Source organism: Nonomuraea sp. NPDC050663, from assembly GCF_044456985.1.
In the GTDB taxonomy this organism is placed as follows: domain Bacteria; phylum Actinomycetota; class Actinomycetes; order Streptosporangiales; family Streptosporangiaceae; genus Nonomuraea.
On record NZ_JBITGL010000030.1, the window covers coordinates 1 to 16,241 of the forward strand.

Consider the following 16,241-nt stretch of genomic DNA (forward strand, 5'->3'; position numbering starts at 1 on the left):
CCCGCCGCCGCCACCAGCTTCGCGTCGCTCGGCTTCGGCCGGCGGCCCCGGCGGGGGGGGGGGGGGGGGGGGGGGGGCCCGGCCCCCCCCCACGGCCGCCCCCGCACCGCGCAACTCCTCGAAGGGCTGGAGCTCGTCCCCCGCAAGCACGTCGTGCACCGGGGGACGAGCTTCACCGAGATGGACACCGACGCGATCCTCGAACGCCGGCCCAGGATGGTGCTGGTCGACGAGCTGGCGCACACCAACGTGCCCGGCTCGAAGCACGCCAAGCGCTGGCAGGACGTCGAAGAGCTCCTCGACGCCGGCATCGACGTGATCTCGACCGTCAACGTCCAGCACCTGGAGTCGGTCAACGACGTCGTCGAGCAGATCACCGGCATCCCGCAGCGCGAGACCGTCCCCGACGAGGTCGTACGGCGGGCCGACCAGATCGAGCTCGTCGACATGTCGCCGCAGGCGCTGCGCCGCCGCATGGCCCACGGCAACGTCTACGCCCCCGAGAAGGTGGACGCCGCGCTGTCGAACTACTTCCGCGAGGGCAACCTCACCGCCCTGCGGGAGCTCGCCCTGCTGTGGGTCGCCGGCAAGGTCGACGAGCAGCTCGACCGCTACCGCGCCGAACACGGCATCAGCGGCACCTGGGAGGCACGCGAGCGGGTCGTGGTCGCCCTGACCGGCGGCCCGGAGGGCGACACGCTCATCCGGCGCGCCGCCCGCATCGCCGACCGCACCAAGGGCGCCGACCTGCTGGCCGTCCACGTCACCAGCGCCGACGGCCTGGCGGGCGCCGACCCGACGAACCTGGCGCGCCAGCGCACCCTGGTGGAATCGCTCGGCGGCACCTACCACCAGGTCGTCGGCGACGACATCCCGCGCGCCCTGCTCGACTTCGCGCGCGGCGTCAACGCCACCCAGCTCGTGCTCGGCGCATCGCGACGAGGGCGCTTCGCCCAGCTCTTCTCGCGCGGCGTCGGCGTGGAGACCACGGTCAGATCCGGCTCCATCGACGTCCACATGATCACCCACGGCGAGGCGAAGAAGGGGCGCCGCCGTACCTCCCGCTCACGCGCCGCGCTCACGCGACGTCGCAGGATCGCCGGCTGGATCCTCGCCGTCGCCGGGATGCCGCTCCTGACGCTGGCGCTCAGCCCGTTCCGCGACATGATCTCCCTGCCCACCGAGATCCTGCTGTTCCTGTGCCTGGTGATCGTGGTGGCGCTGGCCGGCGGCATGTGGCCGGCCATCACCGCGGCCGTCGGCGGCTCGCTGCTGCTCAACTGGTTCTTCACCCCGCCGCTGGGCGAGTTCACCATCGCCGACCCGGAGAACCTCTTCGCGCTCATCGTCTTCGTGCTCGTCGCCGCGGCGGTGAGCACCATCGTCGACCTGGCCGCCCGCCGTACCAGGGAGGCCGCGCGGGCCGGCGCGGACGCCGAGCTGCTGTCCACGCTGGCCGGGCACGTCCTGCGAGGGGAGGCCGCCCTGCCCACCCTGCTGGACCGGATGCGGGAGACGTTCGGGCTGACCTCGGTCACCCTGCTGGAGCGGATCGGGGCGCCGCAGCCCGACGACACGACCGCTCCGGAGAACTGGCGCATCATCGCCACCTCCGGGGCCGCGCCCGCCACCTGCCCCCACCAGTCCGACACCGACGTCGTGATCGGCGACGACCTCGTCCTGTGCGCCAAGGGCCGGCTGCTCCAGGCCGCCGACCGGCGCGTCCTGGAAGCCTTCGCCGCCGAGGTCGCCGTCGCGCTCCATCAGGAACGGCTGCGCGAGCAGGCCGAGCGCGCCAGACCGCTGGCCGAGGCCGACAAGATGCGCACCGCCCTGCTGGCCGCCGTCAGCCACGACCTGCGCACCCCGCTCGCCTCCGCCAAGGCCGCGGTCGAGTCGCTGCGCAACACCGAGATCGACTGGTCTCAGGAGGACGAGCAGGAGCTGCTGGCCACCGCCGACGAGTCGCTCATCCGGCTCAACCGGCTGGTGGAGAACCTGCTCGACATGAGCAGGCTGCAGGCAGGGGTGCTCGGACTGGTGCTGCAGCCGACCGCGCTGGAGGAGGTCGTGCCCCGTGCCATCGACGACCTCGGCCCGCTCGGCGACCGCGTCGACGGCGACATCCCCTTCGAGCTGCCCGAGGTGGTCGCCGACCCGGCCCTGCTCGAACGCATCCTGGTCAACCTCATGTCGAACGCCGTCCGCTACAGCCCGCCCGACCGGAACGTGCTGATCAACGCGAGCCGGCACGGCGACCACGTCGAGATCCGGGTGGCCGACCGCGGGCCGGGAATCCCGCCCGAGGCGCAGGAGCGCGTCTTCCTGCCCTTCCAGCGCCTGGGCGACCGTGACAACCACACGGGAGTCGGTCTCGGCCTGGCGCTGTCGCGTGGGCTGGCCGAAGCCATGAACGGCACTCTCGTGGCCGACGAGACACCAGGGGGAGGTCTCACCATGATCCTCACACTGCCCATCTCCTCCCGGGCGGGGGCTCGATGACCCGCATCCTGGTCGTCGATGACGAACCGCAGATCCTCCGGGCCCTGCGCATCAACCTCGTGGCGCGGAACTACGACGTCGCCGTCGCCCCAGACGGGAGCTCGGCCCTGCGCCTGGCGGCCGACTTCCACCCCGACCTGGTCCTGCTCGACCTCGGCCTGCCCGACCTCGACGGCATCGACGTCATCCACGGCCTGCGCGGATGGACGCGGGTGCCCATCCTCGTGCTGACCGGCCGCTACAGCAGCCGCGACAAGATCCTGGCGCTGGACGCCGGAGCGGACGACTACGTCACCAAGCCCTTCGACGTCGGTGAGCTGTTCGCCCGCATCCGCGCGGTGACCCGCCGGGCCGGGCTGCAGGAGGCGGAGCCGGCGCGCATCCAGCTCGGCGACCACACCATCGACCTGACCGCCAAGACGATCTCCGGCGACGTGCACCTGACCAGGACCGAGTGGGCGTTGCTGGAAATCCTCCTGCGCAACCCCGGCAAGCTGGTCAGCCAGCGTCACCTGCTCGTCGAGGTCTGGGGGCGCACGCACATCAAGGAGACGCACTACCTGCGCCAGTACATGGCGCAGCTGCGCAAGAAGCTGGAGCGCGACCCGTCACGGCCGGCGCATCTCATCACCGAGTCGGGGATGGGCTATCGATTCGTCCCGTAGCGGCCCTCCCCGTGGCCTTCTGCTATCCCCAGGCGACGGGCAGTCTCTTGACCCCGTAGATGTCGGCCGTCTCCGGCCGCAGGTCGACCTCCTCGGCGGGCACGGCCAGGCGCAGCGTGGGGAAGCGGCCGAGCAGCGCGGAGAAGGCGACCCGCATCTCGACACGTGCCAGCTGCTGACCGAGGCACTGGTGCACGCCGTGGCTGAAGGCCAGGTGGCCGCTCTCCTGGCGGCGGACGTCGAGCACGTCCGGGTCGGCGTAGCGCTCGGGGTCGCGGTTGGCGGTGTTGATCGACAGGGTGACGGTCGTGCCGGCCTTGATGGTCACGCCGCCCAGCTCGACGTCCTCCAGCGCCGTGCGCCAGAACGTCTTGGCGACGCTGAGGTAGCGCAGCAGCTCCTCCACGGCCTTGTCGACGAGTGCGGGCTCGGCCCGCAGCGCGGCCAGCTGCTCGGGGTGCCGCAGCAGGGCGAAGGCGCCCAGCGCCAGCATGTTCGTGGTGGTGTCGAGCCCGGCGGCCAGCAGGATCAGGCTGACGCCCCTCAACTCCTCGTCGGTCAGGTCGCTGTCGGTGAGCTCGCTGAGCACGTCGTCGGTGGGGTTGGCACGCTTGGCGGCCACGAGGCCGGCGAGGTAGTCCTGGACTGCGGCGTAGGCCGCGATCAGCTCCTCGTCACCGGCCTCCCCGTTCATGAACATGTCGACGTTCTCCTGGAAGGAGCCCCGGTCTTCGTACGGCACGCCGAGCAGCTCGCAGATGATGATGGCGGGGATGGGCCTGGCGAAGGCCGCGACCAGATCCACTCCGGGCCCGGCCTTCTCCATGGCGTCGAGGCACTCGGCGGTGACCTGCTCGACGCGCTCGGTGAGCAGCCGCATGCGCCGTACGGTGAACCTGCCGACCAGTGGCTTGCGGTAGCGGCTGTGCTGCGGATCGTCCATGAGGAGGAACTCGCCGGGCGCCGCCGGCGGGATCTCGAAGTCGCCGAAGTTCATGAGCTCCTTGCGGTTGCTGAACCTCGGGTCGGCCAGGACGGACCTGACCATGTCGTAGCCGGTGACCAGCCAGCCGGCACTGCCGCCCAGGTGGGTGATGCGGCTGATCGGGCCGCGCTCGCGGGCCTCCATCAGCGCCTCGGGCGGGTCGAAGGGGCAGCCGGGCCGACGCTCGGTCGGCATCGCGGCGACGGTGTGGACGGATTCACTCATGGCGGGGCCTCGATTCGCGTCGTCAGGAGATCTTGCTGCGGTAGGCGCGCATCGCGAAGGCGTAGGTGACCACCAGGATGCCGACGCACCAGGCAAGGGCGATCCAGATGTCGTTGCCGACCGGCTGCTGGGTGAACAGGTCGCGGATGGCGTTGACGATGGAGGTGGTCGGCTGGTGCTCGGCGAAGGCGCGCACCGGGCCGGGCATGGTGTCGGTGGGCACGAAGGCCGAACTGATCATCGGCAGGAAGATCAGCGGGTAGGAGAAGGCGCTCGCGCCGTCGATGGTCTTGGCCGTGAGGCCGGGGATGACGGCGAGCCAGGTCAGGGCCAGGGTGAACAGGATGAGGATGCCGGCGACCGCGAGCCAGTCGAGCACGCCCGCGCTTGAGCGGAAGCCCATGAGCAGGGCGACGACCACGACGACCACGAGCGAGATCACGTTGGCGACCAGCGAGGTCAGCACGTGCGCCCACAACACCGACGAGCGGGCGATGGGCATGGACTGGAAACGTTCGAAGATGCCGCCCTGCATGTCCTGGAAGAGGCGGAAGGCGGTGTAGGCGATGCCCGAGGCGATCGTGATGAGCAGGATGCCGGGCAGCATGTAGTTCACGTACGACACCGGGCCGGTGTCGATGGCGCCGCCGAAGACGAAGACGAAGAGCAGCATCATGGCGATCGGTGTGATCGTGGTGGTGATGATGGTGTCGACGCTGCGCGAGATGTGGCGAAGGGATCGGCCGGTGAGGGCGGCGGTGTCGCCGAAGAAGTGCTTGGTCATCATGGGTCCTTAGCGCTCCGCGCCGACGAGGGAGAGGAAGACGTCTTCGAGGGTGGGCTGCTTCTCGATGTACTCGACCTTGGCGGGCGGGAGCAGCTGCTTGAGCTCGTCCAGGGTGCCGTTGACGAGGATCCGGCCCTCGTGGAGGATCGCGATCCGGTCGGCCAGGTGTTCGGCCTCGTCCAGGTACTGAGTGGTGAGCAGCACCGTGGTGCCCCTGCCGGCCAGTTCCTTGACGGTCTGCCAGACCTCGATGCGGGCCTGGGGGTCGAGTCCGGTGGTGGGCTCGTCGAGGAAGATGATCGGCGGGCTGCCGATGAGGCTCATCGCGATGTCGAGGCGGCGGCGCATGCCTCCCGAGTAGGTCGAGGCCTTCCGCCCGCCCGCCTCGGTCAGCGCGAAGCGCCGGAGCAGATCATCGGCGATCTTGCCGGGGTCCTTCAGGTGCCGCAACCTGGCGACGAGCACGAGGTTCTCCCGGCCGCTGAGGATCTCGTCGACCGCGGCGAACTGGCCGGTGAGGCTGATGGACTCGCGCACCTGGTCGGCCTGCGTGGCGACGTCGAAGTCGTTGACGGCCGCGGTTCCGGCGTCGGCCTTGAGGAGGGTGGAGAGGATCTTCACGGCGGTGGTCTTGCCCGCCCCGTTGGATCCGAGGAGGGCGAAGATGCTGCCTCGCGCCACCTCGAAGCTCACGCCGCGCAGGACGTGCAGGTCCTTGTAGGACTTCTCCAAGCCCTGCACGCGGATCGCGGGCTGGTTGCCTTTCATCGGATGGGGGTCCTCTCGGCTACTTAATGCTGCTGACTACCGCTACAAAGTAACACTGACTACTGGTAGCTAGCAACACCGAATAGCTGACGCGATCGTGTGGACCCGAGGACGCTCAGTTGCTCAGGGCGGCGCTCACGCTGGGGAAGGAGGCCGCGGCTTCCTGCGGCGTCAGCCGCGTCAGCAGCCGGTAGGCCAAGCCGTCGCGGGGGGCGACGATGACCACGTCGATCTCACGCCCGGCCATGACGGCGGCGAACGCGCGTACGGCCCGCAGGCCGGCGACGGAGAAGAAGGTGATCGCGCTGAGGTCGAGCACCACGGAGTGAGGCGGCGGCAGCCGGCGGCAGGCGGCCAGCAGCCTCTCGCCGGTGTCGAGCACGCTGGACAGGTCGACCTCGCCGTTGAGCTGGACGACGAACGCGGTCGGTGCGGAGGTGGCGCAGACGAGGATGTCGTTCACGGGACTGCCTTCCTCGAAGAGGGCGGATCACCGCAGAAAGACATACCTCGACGTTCGTGCCCATCCACGACGTGCGGACCCACGAGCCGGTGGGTCCCGTAGAGGCGCCCCTACCCTTGTGGCTGGACCTTGCACTTCAGCCGGGGCCGTGGGCTTCCTGGGAGCCCGCGGCCGTGCCGTCGACCCGTGGCAGGGCGAGTGGCGTCCAGGCCGACGGCGAGCGCAGGTCAGGGGCTTCGGAGCGCGGTATGTGCACGACACTCGGGAAGTCACGGTGCCGGATGGGCCAGAGCTGGTCGAGCAGGTGGGTGATGGGGGCCGGCGCCACGACGATGAGGGCGCCGCCGGGCCGAAGCCGCTGGTGAGCGTGCTGCAGCAGACGGGCGCCGCCGACGTCGCACAAGGTCAGGTGGGCGGCGTCGATTTTTGGCGACGCCGGTGCGGCCGTTCGAGGTGGCGAGCACGTGGCGCACGCCGTCGTCGATCAGCCGGGTCAGGATGGCCGACAGCAGCGGCCGGGAGTCCGGATCGAGTCCGCCGGCCAGGACCACGCAGGCCGTCTGAGGGCTGTGCAGGGTCGTGGTGATGCTCAGATCCATCCTGGTTTCCTCCAGGCCTCGTCGGCACACTCACGGGAGTGCCGACGGCGGGTGGGCCGGAGAGTGACCATATGGACCGCTCGACGATGGCCCGCTCGGACCCCCAGGTGGGATCGTCCCCCTGCCCGGCCCTCGGGGGGGAACCGGGATCCGGAAGGTCAGCCGACGCCGGCGCCGTCGGGGTAGGCGGTGTCGAGGAGATCCGTCACGAAGGTGTCGAGGTCGGCCAGGCCGTACGCCTCAAGTGTCTCCTGCGGCTGGGTCAGGAGATAGATCAGCGCGGTGTTCAGGCACATCGTCACCGTCGCGGCGCTCCGCCTGGTCACCGGCAGCCCGGCGGCCTCGTGCGCCTCCAGGTGCAGTGCCAGGTCGAGCCTGGTGAGCTCGGCCAGGGTCTGGCGCACCTCGGGGCTGCGGGCGGCCTCGGCGTGCAGTTCGAGGTAGGCGAGGATCCGTGACCTGTTGACCGTCAGCGCGCGGTCGATCAACGCCCGAAGCAGGGCGGCCAGCTGCTCGCGGCCGCTGATCGTGGTGGCCTGCGCCTGCCGCAGGTCCGTCCAGTAGCGCTCCACGCAGCGCTCGGCCGCGGCCTGCAACAGCGCGTCGCGGCTCGGGAAGTAGTTCTTCGCCGTGCCCTCGGGCAACCCCGCCTCGCGGTCGACCGCGCGATGGGTCAGCCCCCTGCCGCCCTGCTGCGCCAGCACCTCGATCGCGGTGTCCCGCAGTAGATCCCGTCGATCACGGTTCTCCGCCATGCCTCCATCCTCCCAGCTTGCTACATCCACCACAACAGTGGTACCACAGATATGGTAGTTCGACGGAGAGGACACAACCATGACCAAGACAGCCGCAATCGTCGGCGCCGGGATCGGCGGCCTCGCGACCGCCATCGGCCTGCGCAGGCACGGCTGGCAGGTGACCGTGCTCGAGCGCTGGCCGCGGATCCACCCCGAAGGCACCGCACTCGGCATGCGCCCCGACGCCCAAGCCGCGCTGGCCGAGCTCGGCCTCCTTGACGAACTGCGCCGCCGCACCGTCCCCTACCGCGACGCCCACATCCGCACGCCGACGGGCCGCAGGATCGCCCGCCTCCCGCTGGAACGCATCGAGCAGAAGGGCGGCTCGCCGGTGCTGATGCTGTCCAGGCCCTCGCTCATGACCATGCTCCTCGATGCGCTGGGCGAGAACGTGGTCCGAACCGGGACCGACATCACCGACCTTCGAGCCCTGCGCGACGATCACGACCTGGTCGTGGGCGCCGACGGGCTGCGCAGCATGGTTCGCACCTCCTCGTTCGGCACCACCACCGAACCCGCCTACTCGGGGATCGTGGCCTGGCGCGGCGTCGCCGGTTTCACCCCTCCCTCGTACGGCGAGACATGGGGCGCCGGCCAGGTCTTCGGCATCACTCCGCAGGAGCCCGGCTCCACCAACTGGTACGCCGCCGTGGCCACCGAGGAAGGCCGCGAAGAGACGCTCGACGAGCTACGCGCCCGGTTCACCGGCTGGCACGACCCGATCACCCGGATCCTCGCCGAGGCCGACGAACGGAGTGTGCTGCGACACGAGATCTACGACCTGTCCCCGCACCTGAGGTCCTTCGTCACCGGCAACGTCGCGCTGGTGGGAGACGCGGCGCACGCCATGACCCCCTCGCTGGGGCAGGGCGCCTGCCAGGCTCTGCTGGACGCCGCCGCCCTCACCGACTGCCTCGGCTCCGGCCGCGACGTGGCGACCGCGTTGCGCGAGTACGACGCCCGCCGCAGGAAGCCTTCCCAGCGCATCGTGACCATGTCGAGGTGGATGACCAAGCTCGCGGGTCACCGCCTGCAGGGTCCACGCAACACGATGATGCGCCTGCTCCCCGCCTGACACGGCATGGGGGTGCGGTAGCGGTCCGATCCGGCTGCAACCGCGCTTAGCCCAGATCGCGAATGCCATGGCATAGCCCTGATATCTGCCGCTAGTACGGGTGTGATGCTGAGTTCTGTCTCGCAAGTGCGGAATGTATCGTGGAGCCGTGACGACGTGGGCTTGTCAGGGGTGGCGGTCGCCGTGATCGAGTCCACCGGCGTCGTCGTGGAGACTCCCGTTCACGAGCGTGTGGCCGGGTACACGTAAGGAGCCCCCCTGTGTTCAGTCGTCTTTCTCGCTGGGTTGCCGCCCTGCCGGTCGCGCTCACTCTGGTCGCGTTGACCGGTTGCGGCTCCGGTGAGCCCTCCACCTCCACGGCGGCGGCCGGTGGCGGGGCCAAGGAGCTGACGGTGTTCGCCGCGGCGTCGCTGACCGGCACGTTCACCGAGCTCGGCAAGACCTTCGAGGCCGCGCACCCGGGTGTCACGGTGAGATTCAACTTCGGTTCGAGCGCCACCCTCGCCCAGCAGATCGTCCAGGGCGCCCCGGCCGACGTGTTCGCTGCCGCCAGCCCAGCGACCATGAAGACCGTCACCGACGCGACGCTGGCCGCGTCGCCGGCCACGTTCGTGCGCAACAAGCTGCAGATCGCGGTTCCTGCCGCCAACCCGGCCAAGGTCGACGAGCTGAAGGACCTGGCCGACCCTGCGATCAAGGTGGCGCTGTGCGCCGAGCAGGTCCCCTGCGGCGCGGCCGCGGTCAAGGCCCTGGACGCCGCCGGCCTGAAGGTCACCCCGGTCACCCTGGAACAGGACGTCAAGGCCACGCTGACCAAGGTCGAGCTGGGCGAGGTCGACGCGGCGCTGGTCTACAAGACCGACGTGATCGCCTCCGCGGGCAAGGTGACGGGCATCGAGTTCCCCGAGGCCGACAAGGCGATCAACGACTACCCGATCGCCACCCTGTCCAAGGCCCCCACTGCCGACCTCGCCAAGCAGTTCGTCGACCTGGTGCTGTCGCAGCAGGGCAAGGACGTGCTGACGAAGGCGGGCTTCGAAGCCCCTTGATGACCGCTCCCACGTCCGAGAACCCGCCAGGCCTGCGCCGCAGGCCCGCCGGGCTCTCGCCGTACGGCCACGCCCCTTGCTGCTCAACGGCCGCGCGTCCGTCCTCCTGGAGGACCCCCATCACAGTCGGCGGCGACAGAACCCTGGCATGAGCACGCCACCGGAACGCCGCCACGAGTGCAACGCGATCTGCCTCGGCGGCCCCTGCCACGGCCTGGTCACCCACATCGACCAGGACATCGGCATCCTGTACGTGCCCATCCCACGCCACTCACCCGACGAGCCAGAGCAGCACGCCTGCTACCGCGTCACCCACGAGCGAGTGCAGTACCACGGCCAGGCCGAGCCGTACATCGCCCTGCACTGGGCCGATTTGCCCTGCACCTGCGGCTAATCGGTGTCGGCCCGCTCAGACACGGGTCTCGCTGACTGCCGGGCTCCGCAGCGGTGGCAGGGTGGTCACCGCATCCCGAAACCGTGGAAGCAGCTCAGCGCGCACGTCTACGAAATGGTCATGAGTCAGATCCGTGCTTCGCGAAGCCATGCGCCTCCGGCCATGATCCCGACCCGCAGCTGCGTCTGCACCACCGCGGTGTCGCTGGCCGGTGATCTAGGCTGATGCGCGATTAGCAGGACGCGGGACTTGCTGCCGTATAACGTCCGTGTTATGACTTGGGGAGAGGTGGAACTGGAGTCCGAGGTCGACAAGTGGTTCGACTCGCTCAGTCAGGACGATCAGGAGACGGCCGTCTTTTACGTTGACCTCCTGGCGGAGCGGGGCGTGCTTCTCGGTGAGCCGTGCACCAGGCAGTTACACGGCAAGCTTCGGGAACTTCGCTTCCATCTCGCTCGCGAGGCAGTGCGCATCACCTACTGGATCGCCTCGGGCAGGAGGATCATCTTGCTCACAGTGTTCAAGAAGCAGCGAATGCGCGAAGCCGGCGAGATCGAGCGGGCGATGCGGGCCATGCAGAGGTGCATCGCCTAGGCGCACACGGCAGACGAGGAGTGAGGGTCGTGGGAGAGCGCAAGGCTTGGGTCGACAAGCGTGCCGAGATCATGAGTCGTCCGGGTGCCGGTACCGCATATGAGGCCGCTCGTCTTCGGTTCGAGCTGGGCGACGCTGTGCGGCAGCGCCGCGAGGAACTCGGGCTCACGCAGGCGGAGCTGGCTGAGCGGGCCGGCCTGAAGCAGCCGGCGGTCGCCCGGTTCGAGGCGGGAGGCACGATGCCTACCATCCCCATGCTGGAACGTCTCGCCGAGGCACTCGAGATGCGGCTGAACGTCCAATTCCAGCCACTCCAGCGGGCAAGTTGACTCGGCCCACGCCGGTGGTGAATCTGATCGACCTCGTGCTTGATATGTGCATGTCAGTAAGCAGTTGGCCCGATCTGGACCAGTAGAACTCATCCCGCGTCCCGTCAGAGCTTCGGTGTCGTCCCCTGGGGGCGCGACGCGTGCCAGATGTCGTGATCATGGCAAGGAGCCGGCAGGCCGGTCCTGTCGGCGAGGTTGAGGGGTTTGCCTGCGCAAATTCAGGACTGTCCGGACCGTATTCCGAGGTTGTGATCATGAAGCCGGTTCGTGCGCCCTTATGTTGGGCCATTCCGCAGAGGACGCGGACGTGGTCGGTTCGGCCCGCACCTCAAGCCTGCCGAAGCGGTCGCGGGCTGAGAGATTCCATGTCCTGGAGCCCAACCCGGCCACCGTGGGAGTGGCTAAGCGGATCTGTCACGACTCCATGGCCATCTGGCTACCCGCAGTGCACTCCCCATCCGTCGGCCTGGCCTGGATGTGGTCGGTCTAGGAACCTTCGGATCGGTCCGCCGATTCGCCGCAGGGAGCGGAGCGGTGTATAGACCTGCGCGCCGCTTTCCATCCGGAAAGCAATAAGGTGCGAGCTCACATGGAGCTCGCACCTTATTGGGGAACCAAGTGTGTCCGAGGGGGGACTTGAACCCCCATGCCCTTAACGGGCGCTAGCACCTCAAGCTAGCGCGTCTGCCTATTCCGCCACCCGGACTTGGTGCCTGCACGCGGGACCGTCATCCCGCGTCGGCGATGCCAAGGTTAGCAAACTCTCGGGGGTGAGTCATACCGAGAATCCACGACGGCAGGATGGGCGGTAGACGGAAGGAGCCGGGAATGCCCGAAAACGAGGTCGTAGACCTGTGCCGAGACCTGATCAGAATCGACTCCAGGAACGCCGGTGACAACGCAGGCCCAGGTGAGAGGGCTGCGGCCGAGTACGTCGCCGAGAAGCTCGCGGAGGTGGGCCTGCAGACGACGATCCTGGAGAGCGACACGAAAAGAGCGAGTCTCGTGGCGCGGATCGAGGGCACGGATGCGAGCAGGAGCGATGCGCTGCTGCTTCACGGGCACCTCGATGTGGTCCCGTTCGATGCGGACGACTGGCGGGTGCATCCGCTGTCGGGGGAGATCCGGGACGACTGCGTCTGGGGGCGCGGCGCGGTCGACATGAAGGACATGGACGCGATGATCCTGGCCACGGTCAGGAAGCGCCTCAGGGAGGGCAGGAGGCCGGCGCGCGACGTCGTGCTGGTCTTCACGGCCGATGAGGAGGCGGGAGGCGACTACGGGGCGAAGTTCCTCGTCGACAAGCATCCCGAGGTCTTCGAGGGCGTCACGGAGGCCATCGGGGAGGTCGGAGGGTTCAGTGTCACGGCGGGCGGCAGGCGGTTCTACCTGATCGAGGCGGCCGAGAAGGGCATGGCCTGGATGCGGCTGACCGCCAAGGGCAGGGCCGGGCACGGGAGCATGCTCAACGACGACAACGCGGTGACCGCGATCGCGGAGGCGGTGGCGCGTATCGGGCGGTACGAATGGCCGACGCGGCTGACGCCGACGATGGAGGCCTTCTTCCGGGCGATCGAGCTCGATCACACCAACCTCGACCAGCTCGGCGCGCTGCAGAAGATGATCGGCGCGGTGCTGCGCAACACGGCGAACCCGACGATGGTCAGCGGCGGCTACAAGGCCAACGTCATCCCGCAGACGGCCGAGGCCGTGATCGACGGCAGGTTCCTGCCCGGCTTCGAGGAGGAGTTCTTCGCCACGATCGACGAGCTGCTCGGCCCGGACGTCTCCAGGGAGTTCATCCAGCACCAGACGGCTCTGGAGTTCGGCTTCGACACGCCGATCGTCAGGGCGATGGCCGACGCACTCGTCCAGGAGGACCCGGAAGGGACCGCCGTGCCGTACACGCTCAGTGGCGGGACGGACCTGAAGGCGTTCAGCTCGCTGGGCATCAAGGGGTACGGCTTCGCGCCGCTGCGGCTGCCCGCCGACCTGGACTTCGCAGGAATGTTTCATGGGGTGGACGAGCGAGTGCCGGTGGATTCGCTCCACTTTGGGACCCGGGTTCTTGACCGGTTCCTGGATCTCTGCTGAAAAACACTTGCGCCTACGTTGGGTGCTGCTACGGTTACGGATCGTTGAGGGGTGAGTCCAAGGACCGGCCCTGTAATGGGGCCGGTTCTGGATCTCGGGAGGTCACGTGGCACGCACTGTGGAGCAGCAGAAGGGGACCCAGTCCCCGGCTGCTCCGTGCGTGCCCGTGGCTGCCGACACCAGGTCCGCCAGGGATGGCCGGATGGCGCGGTTCGCGGCCGGCGCCCGTCGGATCCTGGTGCGAGCACTCACGGTAGGCGGTCTGATGATCGCCGGTTGGCTGCTCGCCATGCTCTTCGGAGCGTCTCCCGCCACCGCCGAGACGACTCAGGCCGTCACCGCGTCCGCGACGGACATCTTCCCCGCGGCTGACAGCTCCTCGGTGAATGCCGAGGCCATGGCCGGGCTCAACGTCGACGGGCTCACCAGCCAGTCGAAGCCCGGCACCCCAGTTCCTTCCACCGCCGGTGACTCGCACGGTCCCAACGGACTCGTGCCCAACGGCGGTGGCAGTGGCCCCTTCGGGCCTGGCATGGGGGACGTCGCGAGGTCCGCTTTCGACCCGCGGCTGCTCGCACAGCGCGCCCCCCTGGCGTGCGTGCTTCCCCCCGTCGTCCGCACAGCGGCGGACGACCCTTCTTTCTCACCTGACTGACACACCCTGAGCGCGCCTTCCACGCGTGCCTCCCACCAGTGCGCCTTCTCAGTGCGCCTTCCCGGACAAGCGGAGCGTGGCCGTCTGCAGGCCCTCCCGTCCGTCATGTCAGTCATCTCGGTTCGCGACAAGCCCCTGGGTCACCGCTGTGCTTCTGGACAGGAAGCATGACCTCGGCCTGCCCGCGACCAGTCAGGTATTCCCCCCAAGAACCACTAGGAGCATTCATCATGCGTACGTGGGCGAAGGCATCGGCCCCGGCGGCTCTTCTCGCCGCAGCGGTCATGTCGTTCGGCAGCGGCACCGCTGTCGCCGACACCTCCGGTAACTCCTCCGTGGGTGGCGGCAACCAGGTCAACCTCCCCATCTCCCTGCCGATCGACATCAGCGGCAACGCCGTCGGCGTCGCCGGCGAGTCGACCGCCTCCTCGCAGGGCGGCGCCTCGGTCGAGAACTCCGGTCCCGGCGGGATCGCCAACAAGACCTCCGGCAACAGCAGCGTCCTGGGCGGCAACCAGGTCAACGCGCCGATCAGCGCGCCGGTCAACGCCTGTGGCAACGCCGTCTCGCTGTTCGGCAACTCCGACGCCGGATGCAAGGGCGGCGCCGAGGTCAAGACCTCTGGCAAGGGCGGAGCGGGCGGCAACAAGACCTCCGGCGACAGCAGCCTGCTCGGCGGCAACCAGATCACCGCGCCGATCAGCGCTCCGATCAACGCCTGCGGCAACGCGCTGGCCATCTTCGGCGACGCGACCGCGGGCTGCAAGGGCGGCTCGTCCGTCAAGAACAACGGCTTCGGCGCCGGCGGCAACACCACGTCGGGCAGGAACGCCGCGCTCGGCGGCAACCAGGTGATCGCGCCCATCAGCGGCCCGATCAACATCTGCGGCAACGCGATCGCGGTCTTCGGCGAGGCCTTCGCCGGCTGCAAGGGCGGCTCCTCGGTCACCAACGGCGGCAAGCCCGGCAAGGGCTACCACGCCGGACACGGCGGCCACGGCTCCAGCGGCAACGACACCGACGGCCGCTTCGGCGCCGGCAGCGGCAACCAGGTGATCGCCCCGATCAGCCTGCCCATCACCGCCTGCGGCAACGCGGTCGGCAACGCTCCCGCCGGTTGCAAGGGCGGCAGCTCGGTCGAGAACACCAAGGCCGGCTCGGGTGCGGGCGGCAACAACACCTCAGGGCAGTCCGGCGTGCTCGCCGGCAACCAGGTGGTCGCCCCGATCACCGCCCCGATCAACGTCTGCGGCAACGCCGTCGCGCTCGCCGGCCAGGCCTTCGCCGGCTGCAAGGGCGGCGTGTCGGTGAAGAACGGCGGCAAGGGCGCCGGTGGCAACGTCACCTCCGGCAGGTCGGGCGTGGCCGCGGGCAACCAGGTCGTGGCCCCGATCACCGCCCCGATCAACGCCTGCGGCAACGCCGTGGCGGCCCTGGGCCTGGCCGAGGCCCACTGCAAGGGCGGGGCGACCGTCTCCCCGCAGAACGGCGTCAACGCGGGTGGCAACAAGACCTCCGGCCGCTCCGGCGTGCTCGCCGGCAACCAGGTGATCGCCCCGATCACCGCTCCGATCAACGTCTGCGGCAACGCGGTGGCCGTCCTGGGTGACGCCGCCGCCGGATGCCTGGGCGGCTCGCGCGTCGGCAAGCCGGTCGACGACAGCGGCGACGGCTACGACCACTGGGCCCGTCCGCGCGGCGGGTCGAAGTATCAGGCCGGTGGCCTGCTGCCCGCTCTGCCCGTGGTTCCCGCGGCCAGCAGCCTGAAGGACGTCGGCAACATCGCCCAGCCGATGCGCGGCGCGGGCCTGCCCGCCCTGCCCGTCGTCGGCGACCTGCCCAGCACGCTGGGCCTGCCCTCGCTGCCCGGCCTGCCCGGGCTCCCCGGAGCTCCGGCCGTGCCCGGCCAGCAGGGCGGCAAGGCCAAGTCGGCCAGCCCGCTGTCGGCCCTCGGCCCGGCTACCTCGCTCGTCCAGTCGACCCCGGTCGGCGGAGCCGTCGGCCAGGCGACCGGCACCCTTCCCGTCGGTGACCTCGGCCTGATGAGCGCCGCGACCGACGAGGGCGTCACCGGGATGAACTCCAGCTCGCTGCTGGCTCTGGTGCTGGGCGCGATGTTCGCCGCCTCGGCGACGCTGTTCGCGACCACCCGCCGGGTGCGCTTCGGCAAGAAGTAACGATCGGCGGCTGGCAGCCGGCCAGCCGTACGACTCGCAAGAGCTGCTTTGCCCGTTCTCGGGGGGCGATGGCCCCGGGGGCG

At 69.5% G+C, this 16,241-nt stretch carries 17 protein-coding genes, 1 tRNA gene and 1 pseudogene; 11 read left to right on the forward strand and 8 right to left on the reverse strand.

Translation table 11 applies throughout. The annotated features are described in order from the left end of the window. Both ACIBH1_RS47035 and ACIBH1_RS47040 read left to right on the forward strand, forming a co-directional pair. On the forward strand, window positions 1-2,502 hold a 2,502-nt coding region (locus ACIBH1_RS47035), incomplete at its 5' end, for a DUF4118 domain-containing protein (protein ID WP_397320646.1). Further along, window positions 2,499-3,167 (forward strand): response regulator, encoded by a 669-nt coding sequence (locus tag ACIBH1_RS47040; protein ID WP_397320647.1) that lies wholly within the window; start codon window positions 2,499-2,501, stop codon window positions 3,165-3,167. The genes ACIBH1_RS47035 and ACIBH1_RS47040, both read left to right, overlap by 4 nt. Window positions 3,168-3,189: 22 nt before the next feature. Here ACIBH1_RS47040 and ACIBH1_RS47045 read toward each other — a convergent pair whose 3' ends face one another. The 5 genes from ACIBH1_RS47045 to ACIBH1_RS47065 all read right to left on the reverse strand — a co-directional run bounded on the left by ACIBH1_RS47045 (window position 3,190) and on the right by ACIBH1_RS47065 (window position 6,723). After that, complete coding sequence (locus tag ACIBH1_RS47045; protein ID WP_397320648.1) at window positions 3,190-4,377, reverse strand: cytochrome P450; 1,188 nt, start codon at window positions 4,375-4,377, stop codon at window positions 3,190-3,192. A gap of 22 nt (window positions 4,378-4,399) precedes the next feature. Next, window positions 4,400-5,161, reverse strand: a complete 762-nt coding sequence (locus ACIBH1_RS47050) for an ABC transporter permease (RefSeq protein WP_397320649.1) — start codon at window positions 5,159-5,161, stop codon at window positions 4,400-4,402. 9 nt (window positions 5,162-5,170) lie between these two features. Then, a complete protein-coding gene (locus ACIBH1_RS47055) occupies window positions 5,171-5,932 on the reverse strand; it encodes an ABC transporter ATP-binding protein (RefSeq protein ID WP_397320650.1) in 762 nt (253 codons plus the stop codon). Window positions 5,933-6,047: 115 nt separating this feature from the next. Next, a complete protein-coding gene (locus ACIBH1_RS47060) occupies window positions 6,048-6,395 on the reverse strand; it encodes an STAS domain-containing protein (protein WP_397320651.1) in 348 nt (115 codons plus the stop codon). Window positions 6,396-6,531: 136 nt separating this feature from the next. Next, the gene (locus ACIBH1_RS47065) at window positions 6,532-6,723 is read right to left on the reverse strand and encodes a hypothetical protein (RefSeq protein WP_397320652.1); all 192 of its coding nucleotides are present in this window, start codon (window positions 6,721-6,723) and stop codon (window positions 6,532-6,534) included. 110 nt (window positions 6,724-6,833) lie between these two features. Here ACIBH1_RS47065 and ACIBH1_RS47070 point away from each other — a divergent pair, with 110 nt between their 5' ends. Next, complete coding sequence (locus ACIBH1_RS47070; protein ID WP_397320653.1) at window positions 6,834-6,959, forward strand: hypothetical protein; 126 nt, start codon at window positions 6,834-6,836, stop codon at window positions 6,957-6,959. Between the two features lie 193 nt (window positions 6,960-7,152). Here ACIBH1_RS47070 and ACIBH1_RS47075 read toward each other — a convergent pair whose 3' ends face one another. Continuing rightward, window positions 7,153-7,749, reverse strand: a complete 597-nt coding sequence (locus ACIBH1_RS47075; RefSeq protein WP_397320654.1) for a TetR/AcrR family transcriptional regulator — start codon at window positions 7,747-7,749, stop codon at window positions 7,153-7,155. 79 nt (window positions 7,750-7,828) lie between these two features. Here ACIBH1_RS47075 and ACIBH1_RS47080 point away from each other — a divergent pair, with 79 nt between their 5' ends. The 5 genes from ACIBH1_RS47080 (at window position 7,829) to ACIBH1_RS47100 (ending at window position 11,232) form a co-directional block, all read left to right on the forward strand. Continuing rightward, window positions 7,829-8,866: an FAD-dependent monooxygenase gene (locus ACIBH1_RS47080; protein ID WP_397320655.1), complete on the forward strand. Its 1,038-nt coding sequence runs from the start codon at window positions 7,829-7,831 to the stop codon at window positions 8,864-8,866. A gap of 260 nt (window positions 8,867-9,126) precedes the next feature. Further along, window positions 9,127-9,915: a molybdate ABC transporter substrate-binding protein gene (gene modA / locus ACIBH1_RS47085; RefSeq protein ID WP_397320657.1), complete on the forward strand. Its 789-nt coding sequence runs from the start codon at window positions 9,127-9,129 to the stop codon at window positions 9,913-9,915. A 148-nt stretch (window positions 9,916-10,063) separates the two neighbouring features. After that, entirely contained in the window at window positions 10,064-10,309 is a 246-nt protein-coding gene (locus ACIBH1_RS47090) for a hypothetical protein (protein WP_397320658.1), read from the forward strand. A 288-nt stretch (window positions 10,310-10,597) separates the two neighbouring features. Then, window positions 10,598-10,903 carry a type II toxin-antitoxin system RelE/ParE family toxin gene (locus ACIBH1_RS47095; protein ID WP_397320659.1) on the forward strand — a complete coding sequence of 102 codons (306 nt, stop codon included), beginning with the start codon at window positions 10,598-10,600 and terminating at the stop codon, window positions 10,901-10,903. 29 nt (window positions 10,904-10,932) lie between these two features. Further along, window positions 10,933-11,232: a helix-turn-helix domain-containing protein gene (locus ACIBH1_RS47100; RefSeq protein ID WP_397320660.1), complete on the forward strand. Its 300-nt coding sequence runs from the start codon at window positions 10,933-10,935 to the stop codon at window positions 11,230-11,232. Here ACIBH1_RS47100 and ACIBH1_RS47105 read toward each other — a convergent pair. Then, window positions 11,147-11,533 (reverse strand): annotated as a pseudogene (locus ACIBH1_RS47105) (hypothetical protein); the annotation flags it as partial. The gene ACIBH1_RS47100 and the pseudogene ACIBH1_RS47105 sit on opposite strands and share 86 nt — an antisense overlap. A 320-nt stretch (window positions 11,534-11,853) precedes the next feature. Beyond that, window positions 11,854-11,938 (reverse strand) — tRNA-Leu (locus ACIBH1_RS47110). Window positions 11,939-12,060: 122 nt separating this feature from the next. On the opposite strand from ACIBH1_RS47110, the gene ACIBH1_RS47115 reads away from it, so the two are divergent. The 3 genes from ACIBH1_RS47115 to ACIBH1_RS47125 all read left to right on the forward strand — a co-directional run bounded on the left by ACIBH1_RS47115 (window position 12,061) and on the right by ACIBH1_RS47125 (window position 16,158). Beyond that, window positions 12,061-13,326: a M20/M25/M40 family metallo-hydrolase gene (locus tag ACIBH1_RS47115; protein ID WP_397320661.1), complete on the forward strand. Its 1,266-nt coding sequence runs from the start codon at window positions 12,061-12,063 to the stop codon at window positions 13,324-13,326. A gap of 202 nt (window positions 13,327-13,528) precedes the next feature. Then, window positions 13,529-13,981, forward strand: coding sequence for a hypothetical protein (locus ACIBH1_RS47120; protein WP_397320662.1), 453 nt, complete (start codon window positions 13,529-13,531; stop codon window positions 13,979-13,981). Window positions 13,982-14,211: 230 nt separating this feature from the next. Continuing rightward, complete coding sequence (locus tag ACIBH1_RS47125; RefSeq protein ID WP_397320663.1) at window positions 14,212-16,158, forward strand: chaplin family protein; 1,947 nt, start codon at window positions 14,212-14,214, stop codon at window positions 16,156-16,158. Window positions 16,159-16,241 lie beyond the last annotated feature (83 nt).